General features: G+C 72.0%; 14 protein-coding genes. 6 read left to right on the top strand and 8 right to left on the bottom strand.

Annotated elements, in window-relative coordinates; translation table 11 throughout:
* Positions 1 to 17: 17 nt before the first annotated feature.
* On the bottom strand, positions 18 to 620 hold the full coding sequence (locus AB5J49_RS13555) for a hypothetical protein (protein ID WP_369168875.1): 603 nt from the start codon (positions 618 to 620) through the stop codon (positions 18 to 20).
* Between the two features lie 136 nt (positions 621 to 756).
* Between AB5J49_RS13555 and AB5J49_RS13550 the strand changes: the two genes are divergently transcribed.
* Genes AB5J49_RS13550 through AB5J49_RS13540 form a run of 3 tightly spaced genes read left to right on the top strand, consistent with a single transcriptional unit; the run spans position 757 to position 2,847 of the window.
* Positions 757 to 1,830, top strand: a complete 1,074-nt coding sequence (locus tag AB5J49_RS13550; protein ID WP_369168874.1) for an exo-alpha-sialidase — start codon at positions 757 to 759, stop codon at positions 1,828 to 1,830.
* Positions 1,831 to 1,882: 52 nt separating this feature from the next.
* Positions 1,883 to 2,608, top strand: coding sequence for an NADPH-dependent F420 reductase (npdG, locus tag AB5J49_RS13545; protein ID WP_369168872.1), 726 nt, complete (start codon positions 1,883 to 1,885; stop codon positions 2,606 to 2,608).
* 53 nt (positions 2,609 to 2,661) lie between these two features.
* Entirely contained in the window at positions 2,662 to 2,847 is a 186-nt protein-coding gene (locus AB5J49_RS13540) for a hypothetical protein (RefSeq protein WP_369168871.1), read from the top strand.
* Here AB5J49_RS13540 and AB5J49_RS13535 read toward each other — a convergent pair.
* Positions 2,837 to 3,637 carry a site-2 protease family protein gene (locus AB5J49_RS13535; RefSeq protein WP_369168870.1) on the bottom strand — a complete coding sequence of 267 codons (801 nt, stop codon included), beginning with the start codon at positions 3,635 to 3,637 and terminating at the stop codon, positions 2,837 to 2,839. The genes AB5J49_RS13540 and AB5J49_RS13535 overlap by 11 nt on opposite strands.
* 115 nt (positions 3,638 to 3,752) lie before the next feature.
* On the opposite strand from AB5J49_RS13535, the gene AB5J49_RS13530 reads away from it, so the two are divergent.
* Together AB5J49_RS13530 and AB5J49_RS13525 are read left to right on the top strand one after the other, a co-directional pair.
* Positions 3,753 to 4,427 carry a DUF6578 domain-containing protein gene (locus tag AB5J49_RS13530; protein WP_369168869.1) on the top strand — a complete coding sequence of 225 codons (675 nt, stop codon included), beginning with the start codon at positions 3,753 to 3,755 and terminating at the stop codon, positions 4,425 to 4,427.
* 82 nt (positions 4,428 to 4,509) lie between these two features.
* Positions 4,510 to 8,049 (top strand): BTAD domain-containing putative transcriptional regulator, encoded by a 3,540-nt coding sequence (locus tag AB5J49_RS13525; protein WP_369168868.1) that lies wholly within the window; start codon positions 4,510 to 4,512, stop codon positions 8,047 to 8,049.
* A 29-nt stretch (positions 8,050 to 8,078) separates the two neighbouring features.
* On the opposite strand, the gene AB5J49_RS13520 is transcribed toward AB5J49_RS13525, so the two are convergent.
* From AB5J49_RS13520 to AB5J49_RS13495, 6 genes are all read right to left on the bottom strand, one after another.
* Positions 8,079 to 8,903, bottom strand: a complete 825-nt coding sequence (locus AB5J49_RS13520; RefSeq protein WP_369168867.1) for an ABC transporter permease — start codon at positions 8,901 to 8,903, stop codon at positions 8,079 to 8,081.
* Positions 8,900 to 9,925, bottom strand: a complete 1,026-nt coding sequence (locus AB5J49_RS13515; RefSeq protein WP_369168866.1) for an ATP-binding cassette domain-containing protein — start codon at positions 9,923 to 9,925, stop codon at positions 8,900 to 8,902. The genes AB5J49_RS13520 and AB5J49_RS13515 overlap by 4 nt, the downstream gene beginning before the upstream one ends.
* 204 nt (positions 9,926 to 10,129) lie before the next feature.
* Positions 10,130 to 11,350, bottom strand: a complete 1,221-nt coding sequence (locus tag AB5J49_RS13510) for an MFS transporter (RefSeq protein ID WP_369168865.1) — start codon at positions 11,348 to 11,350, stop codon at positions 10,130 to 10,132.
* A gap of 96 nt (positions 11,351 to 11,446) precedes the next feature.
* Entirely contained in the window at positions 11,447 to 12,505 is a 1,059-nt protein-coding gene (locus AB5J49_RS13505; protein ID WP_369168864.1) for an endonuclease/exonuclease/phosphatase family protein, read from the bottom strand.
* A gap of 190 nt (positions 12,506 to 12,695) precedes the next feature.
* Entirely contained in the window at positions 12,696 to 13,325 is a 630-nt protein-coding gene (locus tag AB5J49_RS13500) for a TetR/AcrR family transcriptional regulator (protein ID WP_369168862.1), read from the bottom strand.
* Between the two features lie 103 nt (positions 13,326 to 13,428).
* Positions 13,429 to 15,018 carry an MFS transporter gene (locus AB5J49_RS13495; RefSeq protein ID WP_369168861.1) on the bottom strand — a complete coding sequence of 530 codons (1,590 nt, stop codon included), beginning with the start codon at positions 15,016 to 15,018 and terminating at the stop codon, positions 13,429 to 13,431.
* 228 nt (positions 15,019 to 15,246) lie between these two features.
* Between AB5J49_RS13495 and panB the strand changes: the two genes are divergently transcribed.
* The gene (panB, locus tag AB5J49_RS13490; RefSeq protein ID WP_369168860.1) at positions 15,247 to 16,122 is read left to right on the top strand and encodes a 3-methyl-2-oxobutanoate hydroxymethyltransferase; all 876 of its coding nucleotides are present in this window, start codon (positions 15,247 to 15,249) and stop codon (positions 16,120 to 16,122) included.
* The last annotated feature ends 35 nt before the right edge of the window (positions 16,123 to 16,157 follow it).

Raw genomic sequence — 16,157 nt, 5'->3', positions numbered from 1 at the left:
GGCGGGTCCCGGCCAGGTCACCAGCGCGCAGGTGGCGGCGCCGTCAACGACTCCGCCAGGCGGGCCAGCCGGTCCCGCAAGCGGCGGCGTCCCCTCGGCGACGGCACCGCGTTCTCGCCGGCGGCCGCGCTGACCAGGTGCTGCACGGTGTCCAGGTCCAGCTCCGCGCCCTCCGGGACGGCCAGCGTCTCGTGGGCCATGGCGGACAGCTCTCCCTCGCCGGCGCCGAGCGCCAGCACCGTCGCCCCGGCCCGCCGGACGTCGTGCACCCGCTCCAGGAGCGGCGCCCCGGGCTCGGCCGGCGACACCACCAGCAGCGTCTCCCCACGCCGCGCCGCCGCCAACCGCCCCAGGCCGACCGCCAGATGCGCCGGATCCGAGGCGCGCGCGTCATGCCGTACGAGTGTCGGGGCGAGCTCCGGCGTCCCGGACCACGCGGCCTCGTCCACGAGATGGGCCGCCAGATGCCACGGCTCGTACTCCGGCGTGCCGACCAGCAGCAGCCCGCCCCCGTGCGTGACCGCCGACGACCGCAGCGCCCCCGCGAACTGCCGGGTGGCACCCAACCACTCGGTTCCGGCGAGCACTTCGCGCAACAACGCGACACGTACGGCGTCCATGCGACCGCATCCTGCCGTAACCGACCACTCGTGACCCGGTGTTCACCACGAATTCGCCCGACCTGGGCAGGGGGATCCGTCATCCCAGCAGGGGGATCCGTCATCCCGCGGGTCACCGGCCATTCGAGGAGCCGCCATGACAGAGACCAGCGTCCCTTTCCGCGCCGGCCGCGAGGGCTACGCGAGCTTCCGCATCCCGGCCGTCGTCGCCACCTCCGCCGGCACGCTCCTCGCCTTCTGCGAGGGCCGGGTCCACTCCGCCGCCGACCACGGGCACATCGACATCGTGCTCAAGCGGTCGACCGACGGCGGCCGCACCTGGGGCCCGCTCGCGGTGGCCGCCGACAACAACTGGCACCTCGCCGGCAACCCGGCCCCGGTTGTCCTCGACACCGGCCGCATCCTGCTCGTCTACATCCGCAACCACGCGGCCGCCACCGAGGGCGCCATCCTGCGCGGCGAGGTGAGCGACGTCGACGGCCGCCGGATCTGGGTGCGCCACAGCGACGACGACGGCGTCACCTGGTCGAGCTCGAAGGAGATCACCGCACAGGTCAAGCGGCCGGAGTGGCGCTGGTACGCCACCACGCCCGGCCACGCGATCCAGCTGAGCGGCGGCCGGGTGGTCGTCCCCGCGAACCACACGATCCCGCCCACCGGCGACGACATCGGCACGGAGGCCAGGTACAACAGCGGTCACTGTCTGCTCAGCGACGACCGGGGCGCGACGTGGCGCATCGGCTACGTCGACGAGAACACCGACGGCTACGTCAACGTCAACGAGACCACCGCCGCCGAACTCCCCGACGGCCGCGTCTACTTCAACACCCGCAACGACTCCCCGTCCCCCGGCAACCGTGCCGACGCCTGCTCCGAGGACGGCGGCGCGACCCTGGTGAAGCCCTTCCGCCCCCAGGCCGGCCTGACCGCCCCCATCTGCGAGGGCAGTGTCCTGCAGCTCCGCGACCCCGACGTGCTCCTCTTCTCCGGCCCCGCCGACCCCGCCGCCCGCGCCCTGATGACCGTCCGCGCCTCCACCGACGACGGCATCACCTGGCGGTCCGCGCACACGGTGAACGGTCTGCCCGGCGCGTACTCGGACCTCGTACGGGTCGACGACGCGACGGTCGGACTCCTCTACGAGACCGGTGACTTCGGCCCGTACGAGACCATCAGCTTCCGGCGGGTGCCCGTGACGGACCTCACCTGAGGCGTGGGGGCGGGCGGGGGAGCCGTCCGGTCGGGCGACGTAAAGTCGGCCCATGACCTCTACCGACAGTGCACAGCAGCCCACCGACGCTCCCGCGAAGGCCCCGGCCAAGGACCCCTGGGACCTGCCCGACGTCTCCGGGCTCGTCGTCGGCGTGCTCGGCGGGACCGGGCCGCAGGGCAAGGGCCTCGCCTACCGGCTCGCCAAGGCCGGGCAGAAGGTGATCATCGGCTCGCGGGCGGCCGACCGTGCCCGGTCCGCCGCCGACGAGCTCGGGCACGGTGTCGAGGGCGCCGACAACGCGGAGTGCGCGCGGCGCAGCGACATCGTGATCGTCGCCGTGCCTTGGGAGGGTCACGGCAAGACGCTGGAGTCCTTGCGCGAGGAGCTGGCCGGCAAGCTGGTCGTCGACTGCGTCAACCCGCTCGGCTTCGACAAGAAGGGCGCCTACGCGCTGAAGCCGGAGGAGGGCAGTGCCGCCGAGCAGGCCGCCGCCCTGCTGCCCGAGGCCCGGGTGACGGCCGCCTTCCACCACCTGTCGGCGGTGCTGCTCCAGGACCCGGAGATCGACGAGATCGACACCGATGTGATGGTGCTCGGGGAGGTACGGGCGGACGTGGAGATCGTCCAGGCGCTGGCCGGCCGTATCCCCGGCATGCGCGGCGTCTTCGCGGGGCGGCTGCGAGGCGCCCACCAGGTGGAGTCGCTGGTCGCGAACCTGATCTCGGTGAACCGGCGGTACAAGGCGCACGCGGGGCTCCGCGTCACGGACGTGTGAGCTATGGGGGACACTGGTCGCCGTAGCAGTGTCCCCCGAAGGAGCCGACCGAAATGCCCCGCCTTGGTGTCTATACCCTGATCGTCTGTCTGCTGGCCGTGGCCGCGGCCGTGATCTCCTTCGCGCGGGGCAGCTGGCTGGGGATCGTGTGGGTGCTGCTGGCCGGGCTGTCGTCGAACATGACCTGGTACTACATCAAGCGCGCCAAGGACGGGCGGCGGGGCTCCGTCACGGGCTGATCGAGCAGTACTCGCTCGTGCCCTGCCAGAAGCGGTAGAGGTCCTGGCCGCAGTAGCGCTCCAGACCGTGGACGCCCAGGTTGTCCAGCAGTGTGTAGATCAGCTGGAAGAACTCGCGGTTCACCGCGGGAAGCATGAGCACCACGAACACGAGCAGCAGGCCGAACGGGGCGAACGGCTCCACCTGGCGCTTGATCTTGTGCGACAGCCAGGGCTCGATCACGCCGTAGCCGTCCAGGCCCGGGACCGGCAGGAAGTTCAGGATCGCGGCCGTGACCTGGAGCAGGGCGAGGAAGGCAAGTGCGAAGCGGAAGTCCCGGGGGACACCGTCGAGCGCGTCCAGCCAGAACGGGGCGGTGCACACGACGGCGAAGAGGACGTTCGTCAGCGGGCCTGCCGCCGAGATCAGACTGTGCCGCCAGCGCCCGCGGATCCGGCCGCGCTCGATGAAGACGGCACCGCCGGGGAGCCCGATGCCGCCCATGATCACGAAGATGACCGGGATCACGATGCTGAGCATCGCGTGCGTGTACTTCAGCGGGTTCAGGGTCAGATAGCCCTTGGCGCCGACCGTGGTGTCGCCGCTGTGCAGGGCGGTACGCGCGTGTGCGTACTCGTGCAGGCACAGGGAGACGATCCAGGCGGCGGTCACGAACAGGAACACGGCGAGGCCGGGTTGCTCGGCGAAGCCGGTCCAGGTGGCCCAGCCCGTCACCGCCGTGACGGCCAGGATCCCGACGAAGACGGGGCTGATCCGCCGGTCGCTGTGGCGGGTGATGGCGGTGGTCATGAGGACGGGCTCCTGTGGGACGACGGGGGTACGGGACGTCGGGCCTGCCCGACCGTACCGGGCGTACGGGGAAAACGTCTCGCGGTGGGGTGGTGGTTCCGGGGAGGGTGGGGGCATGGGGCTCTGGCATGTGTTCTACGACGACTGGCAGATGGAGTGTTGCGGTACGCCGTTCAAGGTGGGGGACGAGGTGAGCTGGCCGCTGCTGTTCCAGTCCTCCGACCACGCCCTCGGCGGCGGCTGGCACGACCAGCTCACCAAGATCACCGGCTCGGTGGAGGACATCCCGGCGGAGGAGGGTGCGGTGCGGGTCCTGCGGGAGGAGAGCGGGCTCGTGGTGGCCCTGCACCAGCACTCGGTCGATCTCGTCTCGCAGGAGGAGCTGGGCGACGTGCGGCCGGGGGACCGGTTGCGCCTGGTCGGCCTCCTCACGGCCGAGTTCCACAGCGACCCCGACCTGCCCGATACACGGGGCCGGGTACGGGCGATCCAGGTCCTTCGGCAGGGCTACGCCGCGATGGCGCCGGGTTCGCTCACGCGGGTGCCGGTTCCCGGGGAGCGGTCGCTGCGGTCGGTCGGGGAGTGCCCGAAGTGGTTCGCGGACGCCGACGCGGGTGTGCTGGTGACCCTGGAGGTGCCGGGCACGGACTCCCGGCTGTCACACGCGGTGCGCGAGGCCCGGGGCCTTCCGCACGAGGGCACGGCACCGGGCGCGGAGGTGACGGGCCTGGCGCCGGCCGCGCTGGCGGAGCTGCTTGAGACCCTGAGCACGGTCCCGGAACCGGGATGACGGTGCCGTAACCCCTCGCGCCGCACACCCTTCCCGCGCCGCACCACGCAACCCTGTGACCGTCCCGAACCGAGCAGAGACAATGGACCCCGTGCGCTATCGCATCCTCGGCACCACTCAGGTACTCCGCCCCGACGGCACCCCGGTTCCGGTGGGCGGGGCGCGGCTGCGTGCCCTGCTGACCGTGCTGGCGTTGCGGGGCGGGCGGACCGTGCCCGCGAGCCTGCTGGTCGACGAGGTGTGGGACGGGGATCCGCCCGTCGACGCCACGGGCGCGCTGCAGGCGCTGGTCGGACGCTTGCGGCGGGCCCTCGGGGCGGGCGCGATCGTCTCGTCGGAGGGCGGGTACAGTCTCGCCGCCGCGCCCGACGACATCGACCTGCACCGGTTCGAGCGGCTGGCCGGCGAGGGCATGCGCGCGTTGGCCGACGGCGACCCCGCCAAGGCCGCCGTCGTCCTCGACGACGCCCTCGCCCTGTGGCACGGCCCCGCCCTCGCCGACCTCCCCGACCGCACCGCCGAGGCGGCCCGCCAAGAGACCCGGCGCCTGGACGCGCTGCGCGCCCGCCACAGCGCTGCCCTCGCCCTCGGCCACGCCGAGGCGTCCCTGCCCGAGCTGACCGCCCTGTGCGACACCCACCCCCTGGACGAACCCCTTCAGGCCCTGCGTCTGCGTGCCCTGCGCGACGCGGGCCGTACGGCGGAGGCACTGGCCGCCTACGAGGACGTACGCCGACTCCTGGCGGACCGGCTGGGCTCCGACCCGGGGCCGGAACTGCGCTCCCTGCACGGGGAGTTGCTCCACCCGGCGGAGCGCACGCACGCTGCCGGCACCGACCCCCGGCGTGGACGCGACGGATTCGGCTCCCCCCACGGCGCGATACGCACCACCCCTGGCAGCCGCGAATCCCGGCCGCCCGGCACCGCCGACGCGGAGGCCGACGCGGGCGAGCGGGCGCCCGGTTCCCGGACCGGCCCCGGCGCCCCCGCCCGCCCCGCCGCTCACCCCCTGCCCGCGCCCGACTGCGCCCGCACAGACCCCGCCGCCGAGTCGCCCGGCACCTCCCGACCCACCGCCACCGCCTCCACCCTCACTTCGCCCCCGCCCCCGCCCCCGCCCACCGGCAACCTCCGCGCCCGCCTCACCTCCTTCGTCGGCCGGAAACCGGACATCGAAGCCATCCGCGGCGACCTCGCCACCGCCCGGCTCGTCACGCTGCTCGGCCCCGGTGGGGCAGGCAAGACGCGGCTGTCGCAGGAGGCCGCCGAGCGGGCGCGGGACGGTGCCCCGGACGGGGTGTGGCTGGCCGAGCTCGCGCCGGTCGACGATCCCGAGGCCGTACCGGAGGCCGTGCTCACCGCCGTCGGCGCCCGTGAGACCGTGCTGTACGGCGCCGGGGCCGAGGCCATGCGGGCCGGATCCGACCGGTACGACGACCCCTTCGAGCGGCTCGCCGAGCACTGCGGCAAGCGGCGCATGCTGCTGATCCTCGACAACTGCGAGCACGTCGTCGAGGCCGCCGCGCGGCTCGTGGCGGAGCTGCTGGCGCGCTGCCCGCAGCTGACGGTGCTCGCCACCAGTCGTGAACCCCTCGGCGTACCGGGGGAGTTGCTGCGGCCCGTGGACCCGCTGCCCGAGCCGTTCGCGCTGCGGCTGCTCGCCGACCGGGGCGCCGCGGCCAGGCCGGGCTTCCGGGTGGCCGATGATCCGGAGGCGTGCGCGGAGATCTGCCGGCGCCTCGACGGGCTGCCCCTCGCCATCGAGCTCGCCGCCGCCCGTCTGCGTATGCTGACGCCACGTCAGATCGCCGACCGGCTCGACGACCGCTTCCGGCTGCTCACCTCGGGCAGCCGTACCGTGCTGCCCCGCCAGCAGACCCTGCGGGCGGTCGTGGACTGGTCCTGGGAGCTGTTGGACGAGGGCGAACGAGAGGTGCTGCGGCGGCTGTCCGTGTTCGCCGGCGGCTGTGACCTCGCCGCCGCCGAGGCCGTGTGCGGGCCCGTCGCGCTGGAGGCGCTCGGCTCGCTCGTCGACAAGTCCCTTGTGGTGGCCGCCCCTTCGACGGACGGCGCGATGCGCTACCGGCTGCTGGAGACCGTCGCCGAGTACGCGGGCGAGCGGCTCGACGAGAGCGGGCGGCGCGGCGAGGCCGAGCGCGCGCATCTGACGTACTACCGCGAACTCGCCCGCACCACGGACCCGTTGCTGCGGGGGCCCGGCCAGCTCGCCGCCATCGAGCGCCTGGAGCGCGAGTACGAGAACCTGCGCGTCGCCCTGCGCCATGCCGTCGCCGAACGCGACGAGCAGGAGGGGCTGTGCCTGGTCCTGTCGCTGGCCTGGTTCTGGCAGATGCGCGATCTGAGGATCGAGGCCCGCAACTGGTCCCGCGAGGTCCAGTCCCTCGGCCCCGACCCCTTCGCCGGGCCCGCCCGTCGCGCCGAGCCGGTGTGGGAACGCTGCACGGACACCCCGCCCCCGTGGACCGGAGAGCTCCTCGCGGAGGCCCGGCGCGGCAACCACCTCGTCCATCTCGCCTGCATGGACACGGAGTTGGACGCCTGGCAGACCCCGCAGGCGAAGGCCAAGCTGCATGCCATCGCCGAGACCTACGAGCCCGGCATGCCCCAGACCTGCCGTTCGCCCGGCTCTCTGTGGTTCTTCGCCATCATGCTCAGCGGGGACATGGACCGGGTGCGTCACGTCCTGGACGCCACCGTGGAGACCAGCCGCAACACGTCCGGCTACGACTGGGAGCTCGCCGCGAGTCTTCAGTGGCGGGCCAACCTGTTCGCCAACCGCTCCGACTGGGCGGGCGACGCCTCCCGCGACGCCGACGAGTCGCTTCGGATCTACGAGCGTCTCGGCGATCTGTGGGGGACGGCCGAGGCCCTCTCAGCCCGCGGCGAGGCCCACGAGCGCAAGGGCGAGTGGGAGTCGGCCGCCGGCGCCTACGAGGCGGCGATCGAACGTGCCGAGCGGCTCGGCGCTCGTGCCCAGGTGGCGGTGTTGCGCGCCCGCCTGGGCAGCACGCTGCTGGAGGTGGGCCAGGGCGAGGACGGCGAGAACTTGCTGCGCGAGGTGGTCGCCCAGCAGGACGGCTCGCGCAACGGGGCGCTGCCCGCCGCCCGGATGTTCATCGCCATCCGGTGCGGCATGACCGGCCGCATCCCGCAGGCGCGCGAGCAACTGAGGTTGCTGCGCGAGGAGTTCTCCATCGCCCACTTCGTCATCTTCGATGCCTACATCCTCGGCACGGAGGCCTGGCTGGAGGTGGCCGACGGCTGCTACGAGGAGGGCCTGGACAAGGCCCGCAGGGCGCTGGCGATGGCCACGGACCCGCTGTCCCAGGCGGTCGCCCCGTACATGCGCACCATGTACCTGCACATCGCCGCCACCTCCCTCGCCGCCGTCGAGGACGGCACCCGCGCCCGCGACGGCGCCCGCTGTGTCGGGACCGGGGACGCACTGCTGCCGTCCGGCCATGCCCCGTCGAGCATCGAGCGCGAGGTGCGCGCCGGGGCCGAGCGGGCGCTGCGTGCGGTCCTCGGCGACGCCGCCTACGAGTCGGCGTACGCGGAGGGCGGCGCCCTCTCCTCGGAGGAGGCCGCCGCCCTGATCTGACGCGCACCGACACGGACCGGGTCCGGGCGTCAGCTCTTCGTCCGGAACTTGTGGATCGCGATCGGCGCCATCACGGCCGTGATCGCCACCGACCAGCCCAGCGTCACCCACAGGTCGTGCGCGACCGGCCCGCCCACCATCAGTCCGCGCGCGGCGTCCGCGAGCGTGGACAGCGGGTTGTAGTCGGTGAAGGCCTGCAGCCAGCCCGGCATCGACGTGGTCGGCGCGAAGATCGACGAGCCGAACTGGAGCGGGAACAGCACCAGGAAGCCCATCGCCTGCACGGACTGCGCGTTCTTCATGATCACGCCCAGGGTGAGGAACACCCACATGATCGACGAGGCGAACGCCGTGGACAGGGCCACGGTCGCGAACAGACCGGGCCAGTTGGTGATGTCGAACCCGACCGACACGGAGACGATCATCAGCACGGTGGTCGCGAACAGCATCCGCAGCAGCTCCACCGAGATCTTCGCGAACAGCACCGAGCCGCGCCCGATGGGCAGGGACCGGAAGCGGTCCATGACACCGGAGTTGAAGTCCTGGCTGAAGCCGGTGCCGACGCCCTGGGACAGCGTCATGCTCATCATCGCGATCATGCCGGGGATCACGTACTGCACGTACCTGTCCTGCCCGCCGCCCAGCGCCTGCCCGATCGAGCCGCCGAAGACGAACACGAACAGCAGGGTGAAGATGACCGGCATCAGCAGCGCGTCGGCCATCGACTCCGGGTCCTGGCGGATCCACAGCAGATTGCGCCGGACGAGGGCGCCGGTGTGCCGCAGGTGCCCGCGCAGGGTGATGCGGGCGTCGTCGGTGGTCGCGGCGGTGGGGACAGTGGTGGCGGCGCTCATACGGCGACCTCCTCGCGGTCGTCGGTGGGCACGGTGTCCTGCGGGGCACTGGCGCGGTGGCCGGTGAGGGAGAGGAACACCTCGTCCAGGCTGGGCAGTTCGGTGCTGATGGAGCCGAGCGTGATGCCGCGGGCGGTCACGGCGCCGACGACGGCGGTCAGCTGCTCGTCGCTGAGGATCGGGACGAGGAGGGTGCCGGTGGCGGTGTCCACGGTCGTGGTGGCGAGCCCGGTGATGCCGAGATCGTCGAGATACCCGGCGAGCGGGCGCAGCTGCAACGCGTCGACCGGGCGGATCCGCAGGGTCCGTCCGCCGACCTTGGCCTTCAGCTCCTCGATCCGCCCGCCCGCGATGACCTTGCCCCGGTCGACGACGGTCAGCTCGGAGGCGAGCTGCTCGGCCTCCTCCATGTACTGGGTGGTCAGCAGTACCGTCACACCGTCCCCGACCATGGCCTTGACCTCGTCCCACACCTCGTTGCGGGTCCGGGGGTCGAGCCCCGTGGTCGGCTCGTCGAGGAACAGCACAGCCGGCCGCCCGATCATGGAGGCCGCCAGGTCGAGCCGCCGCCGCATACCGCCGGAGTAGGTGCTCGCGGGCCGCTTGGCGGCGTCGGTCAGCGAGAACCGCTCCAGCAGTTCGTCGGCACGCGCGCGTGCGTCCTTGCGGGGCAGGTCCAGGAGCCGCCCGATGAGATAGAGGTTCTCCCACCCCGGGAGCTTCTCGTCGACGGAGGCGTACTGCCCGGTCAGTCCGATCACCCGGCGCAGCTGCCGGGGCTGCCGTACGACGTCGTATCCGGCGACGGTGGCCTGTCCGGCGTCCGGTGCCAGCAGTGTGGACAGGATCCGCACGAGGGTCGTCTTTCCGGCCCCGTTCGGCCCGAGCACTCCCATGACGGTGCCCTCGCGGACGTCCAGGTCCACACCGTCCAGAGCCTTGGTCTCGCCGTAGTGCTTGACCAACCCCCGCACAGAGACGGCGGTGCTCTCGCCGCCCGGCTTCTTGTCGATTCGCGTCATGAGGATGACGGTGTCAGCCCCCACCGACAAACCACCGACAGCTCACCGACACGACCGACAGCCGACCTACCGCCGGCGCCCCGAGGGGCGCGGGGCTGTGCCGACATGCGGCTCCGCCGCGTGGGCGCGACCAGCCACAACGGCGCAGCAGCCGACGCACCACATGACGCGGCACATCCTTGGTCGAGCCCTTGGCCGGGAGGCTCAGTGCCGAACCGCTTCGACCTGCTGCGGAACATGAGAGGCGACCACACGATCCCGCCCACCCAGCGGAGCGCTTCGGCGCCGGTCCACCGCGTACGCGGCACCCGCGACCCCGAGCCCGAGCACGGCCAGTGCCGCGCCGGCCAGCGCCGGGGACGTCACGCCGAAGCCGGCCGCGAGGGCGAGGCCGCCGATCCAGGCGCCGCCCGCGTTCGCGAGATTGAAGGCCGCCTGGTTGGCCGAGGAGGCCAGGGACGGAGCCGACGACGCCTTCTCCATCACCATCAGGTTGAGCGGGGAGCCGGCCACGAACGCCGCCATGCCGAGCAGCGTCACCGCCAGGGCCGCGCTCCAGGCCGTGGACATCAGCAGCGGGAACAGGGCCAGCACCGCGGCCAGCGAGAGCAGGCCGCCGAACAGGGTCTTGCGCATCGCGTGGTCCGCCAGGCGTCCGCCCAGCAGGTTGCCGATGGTGGCGCCCACGCCGAACAGCGCCAGCAGCAGCGTCACGCTGGCGTCGGCGTACCCGGCGGAGTCGGTCAGCATCGGCGTGACGTAGCTGTACGCGGCGAAGAGCGCGCCGAAGCCCGCGACGGTCGTCCCGAGGGCGAGCCACACCGGCAGGGACTTCAGCGCGGCCAGCTCGCCGCGCAGCCCGGCCGAGGGCGCCGGCACCCGCTCGTGCGGGATCAGCAGCGCGAGGGAGGCGATGGCGGCCAGGCCGATCGCGCTGACGCCCAGGAAGGTCGCCCGCCATCCCAGGTGCTGCCCCATGAGGGTGGCGACCGGCACGCCCACGACGTTCGCGACGGTCAGTCCGAGGAACATCAGCGACACCGAGCGGGCCTTGCGCTCCGGCGCGACCATGTTCGTGGCGACCACGGCACCGACGCCGAAGAAGGCACCGTGCGGCAGACCGCTCACGAAGCGGGCCACGAGCAGCCAGGAGTGGTCCGGCGCGAAGGCCGACGCCGCGTTGCCCGCCACGAAGAGCGCCATCAGCGCGATCAGGACCGTACGGCGGGACATGCGGGCGGTCACGGCCGCCAGCAGCGGGGCGCCGATGACGACGCCGAGCGCGTACGCCGAGACCAGGTGTCCGGCGGTGGGGATGGATGTGTGCAGGTCGTCCGCGACGTCGGGCAGCAGGCCCATCATCACGAACTCGGTGGTACCGATGCCGAAGGCGCCGACGGCCAGGGCGAGCAGGGCCAGGGGCATGAAGGAAGCCGTGCCTTTCGAGGGAGAGCGGAGTTCTGTACCAAGCTTATGTTCAGTCTCGGAACAAAGACTCCCGGCCCCAGTATTCCCCCCGGGTCAAGAGGAGGTGTCGACCTTCACACGCGCCGCCACCGGCAGATGGTCGCTCCCGGTCTCCGGCAGCGTCCACGAGCTCTCCGGCTCCAGGCCCTTCACCATGATCTGGTCGATCCGCGCCATCGGGAACGACGCCGGCCAGCTGAACCCGAACCCGCTGCCCGCCGCGCCCTGCGTGGAGCGCATCTGGGCGGTGACGGCGTTGAGCGCGCGGTCGTTCATCGTGCCGTTCAGGTCGCCGAGCAGGATCACCTTCTGCAGCTGCTCGTGGGCGATGGCCTCGCCCAGCGCGTTGGCGCTCTTGTCGCGCTGCCGGGCGGTGAACCCGGCCTCCACCTTCACCCGCACCGACGGCAGGTGGGCGACGTACACCGCGACCTGCCCGCTCGGCGTGGTGACCGCGGCCCGCATGGCGCGGATCCACCCCAGCTTGATGTCGACGGGCTTGACGCCGCTCAGCGGGTACTTGCTCCACAGCCCGACGGTGCCCTGCACCGTGTGGTACCTGTACGTCGACGCCAGCGCCTTCTCGTACGTCGGGACCGCGCCGGCCGTCAGCTCCTCCAGGGCCACCACGTCCGCGCCGGACGCGGCCACGTCGCGGGCGGTGCCGGACGGGTCGGTGTTGTCCGCGTTGACGTTGTGCGTGGCCACCGTGAGGTCGCCGCCGGCGCCGGTCCGGTCGACGAGGAGGCCGCCGAAGAGGTTCAGCCACACGATCGCCGGGAGCAGCACGGCGATGAGCGCGGTCGCGGATTTACGGACCAGGGCCAGCAGGAGCAGCACCGGGACGAACAGGCCCAGCCAGGGCAGGAACGTCTCGGTCAGGCTGCCGAGGTTGCCGACCACGTTCGGGATCTGCGCGTGCAGCAGCATCACCAGGGCGAGGATCACGGCGAGGGCGGCCAGCACGATCCCGCGCCGCCAGATGCGCGGATCGCCGCGCCGGCCCGCCACCAGGCTCCGCAGGCGGTCTGTCAGGCGCCGGAGCCCAGATTCCCGGCGCTCGGGCCCCGAGCCGCCGTTGTCCGTCTCCGTCACGTACGCCTGCTGCGCCATACCGTCGCCTCACTACCTGCCGTGCACACCGTCGTCCCCCCGCGCCCAAAAAGAAACCCTAGGGGATGATCGGCCTCGTTCCTGCCGTACTCATGACGGCCGTACGGGGGCGAGGACGTACAAGTCACCTTCACGAGTTCCGGTTACGGCGAGGGAAAGCGCGCTCTGTGACGAAACGCGCACATGCGATCTACGGGGTGCGCGAACTGACGGGCCGTAGACCTTCGAGCACGGCGTCGGCCATCTGCTCGGCCAGCCCCTCCGGAAGGTCCGCGTCCGGGCGCATGACGGCACGCACCAGCATCGGGCCGAAGATCATGTCGTTCATCACGTCGACGTCGATGTCCGTGCGCAACTCGCCGTTGTCCTGCCCGCGGCGCAGGATCTCGTGCTGTTTCCTGCGCCGCGGCTCGACGACGATCGCGTGATAGGCGTCCCAGATCTTCGGACTGCTCTTCATCTGGGCGATGACGTTGTGCAGGAGCGCCGACGAACGGGTCATCAGACCGCGCCTGCGCAACTGCTCCAGAAGCGTCACGAGGTCGTCGCGCACGCAGGTGCCGGGCAGTTCGGGGTCCGGGGGTTCGGCGGCCCGCACGACGTCGACGAAGAGTTCCTCCTTACCGCTCCAGCGGCGGTAGATGGTGGCCTTGCCGACGCCGGCGGTGCGGGCGATGCGCTCGATGGACAGCTCCGCGAGCGGCACGCCGTCCTCCAGCAGCTTGATGACGCCCTCGATGATGGACCGCTCCACGGACTCGCTGCGGGGGCGGCCCCGGGCGGGGCCGCCCTGCCGGGGTTCGCTGTCGGCGAGGCTCACTTGGCTCGGTCCTTTCGGTGGGCTGTGCTGATTCTCCCTGGTGTACGGCGGTGTACGGCGACGGCGGGTACCAAGCGCGTGTCGGCGTGCGCCCGCTGCGCTCCTACTCCGCGGCCGCCAACTCCCGCTCCGTCTCGCCCTCCTGAGGCGCCGTCGGCCGCCCCGGCAGGAACAGCGCCACGATCACCGCGCCGAGCACCGCGATGCCCGCACCCCACAGTGCCGTCACGTGCATGGCGTGCAGGAAGGCGTCGTGGGCCGGCCCGACCAGGGCCTCGCCCCGCGCGCCGAGCCGGTCGGCGACACCGAGGGTGGCCTCGATGGACTCGCCCGCCGTGTGCCGTAGGTCCTCCGGCAGCACCGTGAGCCGGTCGTCGATGCCGTTGCGGTAGGCGGTCGACAGGACCGAGCCCAGTACGGCGATGCCGAGCGCGCCGCCGACCTGGCGGAAGGTGTTGCTGAGGGCGGAGGCGGAGCCGGCCTTCTCGCGGGGCATGGCCTGCATGATGACGACGCTGATCGGGGTCATGATGTGCGCCATGGCGGCGCCCATCAGGAAGAACACCACCTCCAGGAGCCAGATCGGCGTGTCCGCCTCGAACGTGGCGAACGCGGCGAGGGTGGCGGCGATGAGCAGCATGGCCCCGGTGGTCGTGGCCCGGTTGCCGAACCGGTCGACCACGAGCCGGGCGCGCGGCGCGAAGATCATCTGGGCGGCGGCGAGCGGCAGCATCAGCAGGCCGGTCTCCAGGGGCGAGTACCCGCGCACGCTCTGGGTGTAGAAGACCGAGAAGAAGGTCACGCCCATCAGGGCGAAGAAGACCAGCGCGATGACGCCGATCGCGGCCGAGAAGACCTTGTTGCGGAAGTACGTGACGTCGATGGACGGATGGTCGCTGCGCTTCTCGAACACGACGAAGGCGACGAGGACGGCGAGGCCGGCGGCGATCGTCGCGAGGACCGTCGGGTCGGTGAAGTCGGCGAGCTGGCCGCCCTTGATGATGCCGTAGACGAGCAGGACCAGACCGACGACGGAGAGCACGACGCCGATGGGGTCGATCCGTCCCGGGTTCGGATCGCGGGAGTCCGGGACCAGCCACAGCATCAGCGCGAGCGCGAGCAGCACGATCGGCACGTTGATGAGGAAGACCGAGCCCCACCAGAAGTGGTCGAGGAGGACGCCGCCGGTGATCGGGCCGATGGCGATGGCGAGTCCGACGCCGCCCGCCCAGATGCCGATGGCCTTGGGCTGCTCGTCGCGCTCGAAGACGTTCATCAGGACGGCGAGGGTGGCCGGCATGACGAAGGCCGCGCCGAGGCCCATCACCGAGCGGAAGGCGATGAGCTCGCCGGGCGAGCCGGAGAACGCGGCGAGGGCGGAGCCGATGCCGAACACCGCGAGGCCGCCGAGCAGGACCTTCTTGCGGCCGAGCCGGTCGCCCAGGATGCCCGCGCTGAACAGCAGGCCGGCGAAGACGAGGGTGTAGGCGTTGATCGCCCACTCCAGCTCGCTCTGGGTGGCGCCCAGACCGGTCGGGGCCGGGGTCGAGATGGTCTTGATGGCGACGTTCAGGATCGAGTTGTCGAGGACGACGATCAGCAGGCTCAGCATCAGCACGCCGAGGATCGCCCAGCGGCGACGGTGCACGGCTTCCGGTATGCGGGGGCCGGTGTCAGGGGCGGGAGAAGTCATGCCGTCGAGCGTAGGCGATTTACGATACGGCACCGTCTCGTATCGAAAGTTTTTGCCGAGACCTTACGCGGGGCGAACGCGCGGGTGACTCGCCGACCGACGCGCGGACCGACGCGCGGGGCGGAACTCACATGGGGTGGCCTAGCCCTCCCTGGCACGAAGTGCCACCATGGAGGGGATCCGGGGACGCCGTCAGGGCGCCTCGAGATGACAGAAGGAGCCGTTGCAATGACGCAGCTTTCGGCTGCCCAGACGCCTCAGGCGAAGCCCTCCGACGGCAGCAAGGCGCTGTACGGGGGGAAGGGCACTCGCCGCATCACCGTCCGGGACATCGCCCTCGCCAAGGAGCGGGGCGAGAAGTGGCCCATGCTCACCGCCTACGACGCGATGACCGCGTCCGTCTTCGACGAGGCCGGCATCCCCGTCATGCTCGTCGGTGACTCGGCGGGCAACTGCCACCTCGGCTACGACAGCACGGTGCCCGTCACCCTCGACGAGATGGCCATGCTCTCGGCGGCCGTCGTACGAGGCACCTCGCGCGCCCTGATCGTCGGCGACCTGCCCTTCGGCTCGTACCAGGAGGGCCCGGTGCAGGCGCTGCGCTCGGCGACCCGGCTGGTGAAGGAGGCGGGCGTCGGCGCCGTGAAGCTGGAGGGCGGCGAGCGCTCCCACGACCAGATCCGGCTGCTGGTCGAGTCCGGCATCCCGGTCATGGCCCACATCGGCCTGACCCCCCAGTCCGTCAACGCCATGGGCTACCGCGTCCAGGGTCGCGGCGAGGAGGCGGCCCAGCAGCTGCTGCGCGACGCGAAGTCCGTCCAGGACGCGGGCGCGTTCGCGGTCGTCCTGGAGCTGGTCCCGGCGGAGCTCGCGGCCGAGGTCACCCGCGTCCTGCACATCCCAACGGTCGGCATCGGTGCCGGAGCCGAGACGGACGCGCAGGTCCTGGTCTGGACGGACATGCTGGGCCTGACCGGCGGCCGGGTCCCCAAGTTCGTGAAGCAGTACGCCGACCTCCGCGAGGTCATGGGCAACGCGGCCAAGGCGTTCGCGGAGGACGTGGTCGGCGGAACGTTCCCGCTGGAGGAGCACTCCGTCCACTGAGCCCTTCCGGGCTCGGACCCCCCTGAACCACTGCG

The sequence above is a fragment of the Streptomyces sp. R28 genome, from assembly GCF_041052385.1.
GTDB lineage: Bacteria > Actinomycetota > Actinomycetes > Streptomycetales > Streptomycetaceae > Streptomyces.
The sequence above is the reverse complement of the archived record's forward strand: the minus strand, read 5'-3'. Positions and strand labels throughout refer to the sequence as shown.